The following is a 5,432-nucleotide window of genomic DNA, read 5'->3' as shown; positions in this document are numbered from 1 at the left end:
ATCGACTGGCAGGGCAAGGACTGGACCCCGGAAATCGGCAAGGAAACCGGCCGCAAGGCAGCGCACCCGAACGCCCGCTTCACCGTGGCCGCGACCCAGAACCCGGTGATCGATCCGGCCTGGGATGATCCGGCCGGCGTGCCGATCTCGGCCTTCATCTTCGGTGGCCGCCGTTCCACCACCGTGCCGCTGGTGACCGAAGCCCGCAACTGGGTGGAAGGCGTCTACATGGCCGCGACCATGGGTTCGGAAACCACCGCTGCGGCCGTCGGCCAGCAGGGCGTGGTGCGCCGCGATCCGTTCGCCATGCTGCCCTTTGCCGGCTACAACATGAGCGAATACTTCCAGCACTGGCTGGACATCGGCAAGAAGATCGCCGCCTCGCCCGCCGAGCTGCCGAAGATCTACTGCGTGAACTGGTTCCGCACCGATGCCGATGGCAAGTTCGTCTGGCCCGGCTTCGGCGACAACATGCGCGTGCTGAAGTGGATGCTGGACCGCATCGAGGATCCGCAGGGCGTCAAGACCGGTGGTGTCGAACATCTGTTCGGCGTCACCCCGCGCTTCGATGACCTGCAGTGGGAAGGCCTGGACTTCAGCGCCGAGCAATTCGCCACCATCACCTCCATCGACAAGGCCGCCTGGGTCAAGGAACTGGAGCTGCATGCCGAACTGTTCGACAAGCTCAAGCACAAGCTGCCGGCCGAACTGCAAGGTGTGAAGGAAAAGCTGGAGAAGAAGCTGGCAGCCTAAGCTGACCGGTTCGGAGAAGACAGGAAGCGCCTGCCGCAGCGATGCGGCAGGCGTTTTCTTTTTGGGGTGGCGGATCTGGCGAAAGCGTTTTTTCAGCCCGGCATCAGCAAGGTCAGCGGCATGAGCGCCGCCCGCAATGCCTCGGGCAACGCCACCGGCCTGCGGCTGGCGCGATCCACGTACACATGCACGAAGTGGCCTTGCGCAGCGGCAGTCTCTTCCCCCGCCTTGAAGATGCCCAGCTCGTAACGCACGCTGCTGCGGCCCAGATGCGCCACGCGCATGCCCACTTCGATCAGGTCCGGAAAGGCGACCGAAGCGAAATAGTTGCACTGCGTTTCGATGACCAGCCCGATCACATCCCCTCGCTCGATATCCAGCACTCCGCGCTGCACCAGATAATGGTTCACGGCGGTATCGAACCAGCTGTAGTAGACGACATTGTTGACGTGGCCATAGACATCGTTGTCCATCCAGCGTGTCGCAATCGCGTGAAAATGCAGGAAATCGGCGCGGCGGCCGGGTTGGGGACGGTGCTCGCTCATCGGTTCATCAGGGTCAGGATTGGTCAGCTTGTGCACCTGCACAAGAACGGCGTGCTTGCAGTAACATTGCTCCCACTTCCGCTCGCACCCGCTCCTTGGCGCGGCCGGAAGTGTTCCATCTTAAGCGATCACGGTCAGCGATTGGCCAGTGTCGCGCTTGCATCTGCGCAGGCCGATGCCATGTGTTTCCGGTGACCGCGTCGTTTTGCGGGCGCCGGCGCTGCCGATAGCCTGATCCTCAAGACTGATAGTTAAATCCAATCAAAATTATTGATTAAATAAAATTGATCTATTTTGTTGGGCGTTCTACTATTCAACCCATCGCTTCACTCAACCCCCCTTTTAAAGGAAATCGACAATGTCCCTGATCAACACCACTATCAAGCCGTTCAAGGCAACCGCTTACCACGATGGCAAGTTCGTCGACATCACCGAAGCCACCCTGAAGGGCAAGTGGTCCGTGTTCGTGTTCTACCCGGCCGACTTCACTTTCGTGTGCCCGACCGAGCTGGAAGATCTGGCCGACAACTACGCTGAATTCAAGAAGCTGGGCGTTGAAATCTACGGCGTGTCCACCGACACCCACTTCGCTCACAAGGCATGGCACGACACCTCGGAAGCCATCAAGAAGGTCCAGTACCCGCTGGTGGGCGACCCGACCGCAACCCTGGCACGCAACTTCGAAGTGCTGATCGAAGAAGAAGGCCTGGCACTGCGCGGCACCTTCGTGATCAATCCGGAAGGCGAAATCAAGGTCATGGAAGTGCACGACAACGGCATCGGCCGTGACGCTTCGGAACTGCTGCGCAAGGTCAAGGCTGCCCAGTACGTGGCATCGCACCCGGGTGAAGTCTGCCCCGCCAAGTGGGAAGAAGGCGCTGCCACCCTGAAGCCCTCGCTGGACCTGGTCGGCAAGATCTAAGCAATACCCCGCCGTATCGCGCCAGCCAAGTGCTGTTCTCCGGCTGGCGCCGCACTGAATATCCTGCAGTATCCGTCCTGGCCCGCTCCCCCCCGGGCAAGCGGCCGACCCCCACAAGGGCGAGGCCGTGGTCAGGGCGACCCTAGAATCTCTCAACGAGGAAGTAATCATCATGCTTGATGCCAATCTCAAGACCCAACTGAAGGCCTATCTGGAAAAGGTCAGCCACCCGATCGAGATCGTCGCGTCGCTCGATGATGGCGCCAAGTCCCGTGAGATGCAGGAACTCCTGCAAGACATCGTGCTGCTGTCGGACCGCATCAAGCTGGTCGAGCAACGCGGTGCCGATGCCCAGGGACGTACCCCGTCCTTCAGGCTGAACCGCCCCGGGACCCCTATCAGCGTCGAATTCGCCGCGATCCCGATGGGCCACGAATTTACCTCCCTGGTGCTGGCGCTGCTGCAAGTCGGCGGGCACCCGGTCAAGCTCGACGACAAGGTCATCGAGCAGATCAAGAACCTGGACGGCGATTATCGCTTCGAGACTTATGTCTCGCTGACTTGCCAGAATTGCCCGGAAGTGGTGCAGGCGCTGAACGTGATGTCCATCATCAATCCGCGCATCCAGTCGGTGACCATCGACGGCGCGCTGTTCCAGGGTGAAGTCGAGCAACGCCAGATTATGGCCGTGCCGACCGTCTACATGAACGGCGAAGTCTTCGGCCAGGGCCGTACCGGCGTGGAAGAGATCCTCGCCAAGCTCGACACCGGTGCCGCTGCCCGCAAGGGTGAAGAACTGAGCACCAAGGAGCCGTATGACGTGCTCATCGTCGGCGGTGGTCCCGCTGGTGCAGCTGCCGCGATCTATGCAGCGCGCAAGGGTATCCGTACCGGCGTGGTGGCCGAGCGTTTCGGCGGCCAGGTGCTCGATACCCTGGCCATCGAGAACTTCATCTCGGTGCAGGAGACCGAAGGCCCGCAATTCGCCACCGCGCTGGAACAGCACGTGCGGGCCTATGACGTCGACATCATGAACGTGCAGCGCGCTGAAGCGCTGGTGCCGGGCGACAAGCTGATCGAAGTGAAGCTGGCCAATGGCGGCGTGCTGAAGGGCAAGACCGTGATCCTGTCCACCGGTGCCCGCTGGCGCAACGTCAACGTGCCGGGCGAGCAGGAATACAAGAACAAGGGCGTGGCCTATTGCCCGCACTGCGATGGTCCGCTGTTCAAGGGCAAGCGCGTGTCGGTGATCGGTGGCGGCAACTCGGGCGTGGAAGCAGCCATCGACCTGGCCGGTATCGTCGCCCATGTGACCCTGATCGAGTTCGCAGCCGAACTGAAGGCCGATGCGGTGCTGGTGCGCAAGCTCAAGAGCCTGCCCAATGTGACCATCGTGACGTCGGCACAGACTACCGAGATCACCGGCGACGGCCAGCGCGTCAACGGCATCAGCTACAAGGAACGTGAAACCGGCGAGGTCAAGCACGTGGAACTGGAAGGCGTGTTCGTCCAGATCGGCCTGGTGCCCAACACCGAATGGCTCAAGGGAACCCTGGCCTTGTCCAAGCACGGCGAGATCGAGATCGACGCCAAGGGCCAGACTTCGATTCCTGGTGTCTTTGCTGCGGGTGACGTCACTACGGTGCCGTACAAGCAGATCGTCATCGCCGTGGGTGCAGGTGCAACGGCTGGCCTGTCGGCCTTCGATCACCTGATCCGTTCGTCGGCGGATGATGTGGCACCGGCAGTAGCCAAGGAAGCGGTTGCGGCCTGATTGCTGATTGATTTCAGCCAGCCAGCAAAGCAGTAAAAGAAACGCCACCGGTTCGCCGGTGGCGTTTTTGTTTCTGGCTTGGGGTATGTGATCCGGTGCATCCAAGGGTTTGCGGATACGTATCGGCATGCACTGCGTGGCCTTGGCAGCGCACATGAAAAAACGCCATCGGTCACCCGATGGCGTTTTCTTGACTTGCTCATCTGCCGCCGTGGCGGCAGAACTGCCTGATGATTACTTGAACATCAGGCGCAGCGAGTCCCAGGCGCGGCCGATGAAGCCAGCCGGGCCCACCGATTCCAGTGCGATCACCGGCAGTTCGGCCACGGTCTTGTCATCGATGGTCACCTTCAGGGTGCCGACCTTGGCGTTTTCCGAGATCGGGGCGATCAGCGGATCATTGCGTTCCAGCTTGGTCTTGACCTTGTCAGCCGTGCCCTTGGGGATGGTGATGTAGACGTCGTTCTTGAAGCCGACCTTGATCTTGCTCTGCGAACCCTTCCACACGTCCGGCGTATCCACGGCCTGGCCCTTGGCATACAGCTTCACGGCGTCGAAGTTCTGGAAGCCCCAGTTCAGCAGCTTCTGGCTTTCCTGGGTGCGGACCTGGTCGGAAACGGTACCGATCACCACCGAGATCAGGCGACGCTCGCCGTTGGGCACCGGGCGATGGGCCGAGGTGATCAGCGAATAGCCGGCGCTGGAGGTGTGGCCGGTCTTCATGCCATCGACCGTCGGATCCAGCCACAGCAGGCGGTTGCGGTTGGGTTGGGTGATGTTGTTGTAGGTGAACTTCTTGACCGAGTAATAGCGCTTGTAATAGTCGGGGAAGTCGTTGATCAGGTTGCGGCACAGGATCGCCAGGTCACGCGCGGTCGTGTACGTGTCGGCGCTGGGCAGGCCGTGCGGGTTGCTGAAGTGGGTGTTGGTCAGGCCCTGGCGCTGCGCTTCACGGTTCATCAGCTGCACGAAGGCATCTTCCGTACCGGAGACGGCTTCGGCCACGGCCACGGCGGCGTCATTGCCGGAGACCGAGATCAGGCCATACAGCAGGTTGTCGATCGAGACCGGCTTGTTGGGCTCGATGAACATCTTGGAGCTGCTCGGATCGACCTTCCAGGCGTTGACCGAAACGTTCACTTCCTGCTCCAGGCTCAGGCGCTTGTCGCGCAGGGCAGCGAAGGCCAGGTAGGCGGTCATCAGCTTGGTCAGCGAGGCCGGTTCCACGCGGGTGTCGGCGTCGCTGGAGGCGATCACCTGGTTGGCCGAGGCATCCAGCAGCAGCCAGCTCTTGGCCGCCACGGTCGGCGGCGGCAGGCTTTGGGCGGAGGCGGTCAGGGCGGAAAGGGAAAGGACGGTTGCGGCAAATGCCGCGAGAAGCTTTTTCATCGGTGCCTAAGAAAAATTGCCAGCACGGGGGAACATCGTAGCTGTTGGT

The 5,432-nt window shown here is 61.3% G+C and carries 5 protein-coding genes; 3 read left to right on the top strand and 2 right to left on the bottom strand.

What is annotated here, in order from left to right; translation table 11 throughout:
- Positions 1-753: phosphoenolpyruvate carboxykinase domain-containing protein (locus tag B3873_RS06120; RefSeq protein WP_286864657.1), on the top strand; the 753-nt coding region annotated here is incomplete at its 5' end.
- A gap of 92 nt (positions 754-845) precedes the next feature.
- Here B3873_RS06120 and B3873_RS06115 read toward each other — a convergent pair.
- Positions 846-1,298, bottom strand: a complete 453-nt coding sequence (locus B3873_RS06115) for an acyl-CoA thioesterase (RefSeq protein ID WP_286864655.1) — start codon at positions 1,296-1,298, stop codon at positions 846-848.
- A 358-nt stretch (positions 1,299-1,656) separates the two neighbouring features.
- Here B3873_RS06115 and ahpC point away from each other — a divergent pair, with 358 nt between their 5' ends.
- Both ahpC and ahpF read left to right on the top strand, forming a co-directional pair.
- The gene (gene ahpC / locus B3873_RS06110; RefSeq protein ID WP_008332872.1) at positions 1,657-2,220 is read left to right on the top strand and encodes an alkyl hydroperoxide reductase subunit C; all 564 of its coding nucleotides are present in this window, start codon (positions 1,657-1,659) and stop codon (positions 2,218-2,220) included.
- 172 nt (positions 2,221-2,392) lie between these two features.
- Complete coding sequence (ahpF, locus tag B3873_RS06105; protein WP_286864651.1) at positions 2,393-3,994, top strand: alkyl hydroperoxide reductase subunit F; 1,602 nt, start codon at positions 2,393-2,395, stop codon at positions 3,992-3,994.
- A 234-nt stretch (positions 3,995-4,228) separates the two neighbouring features.
- Here ahpF and B3873_RS06100 read toward each other — a convergent pair whose 3' ends face one another.
- Complete coding sequence (locus B3873_RS06100; RefSeq protein WP_039783615.1) at positions 4,229-5,383, bottom strand: D-alanyl-D-alanine carboxypeptidase family protein; 1,155 nt, start codon at positions 5,381-5,383, stop codon at positions 4,229-4,231.
- Positions 5,384-5,432 lie beyond the last annotated feature (49 nt).

Source organism: Herbaspirillum sp. UBA812 (genome assembly GCF_002296545.1).
Classification (GTDB): domain Bacteria; phylum Pseudomonadota; class Gammaproteobacteria; order Burkholderiales; family Burkholderiaceae_D; genus Herbaspirillum; species Herbaspirillum huttiense.
This window is presented reverse-complemented; position numbering and strand designations above follow the sequence as displayed.

Excerpts from the sequence above, each read along its gene's own strand:
- ahpF (WP_286864651.1), top strand. The coding sequence starts at position 2,393 with ATGCTTGATGCCAATCTCAAGACCCAACTGAAGGCCTATCTGGAAAAG.
- B3873_RS06115 (WP_286864655.1), bottom strand. The coding sequence starts at position 1,298 with ATGAGCGAGCACCGTCCCCAACCCGGCCGCCGCGCCGATTTCCTGCAT.
- B3873_RS06100 (WP_039783615.1), bottom strand. The coding sequence starts at position 5,383 with ATGAAAAAGCTTCTCGCGGCATTTGCCGCAACCGTCCTTTCCCTTTCC.
- ahpC (WP_008332872.1), top strand. The coding sequence starts at position 1,657 with ATGTCCCTGATCAACACCACTATCAAGCCGTTCAAGGCAACCGCTTAC.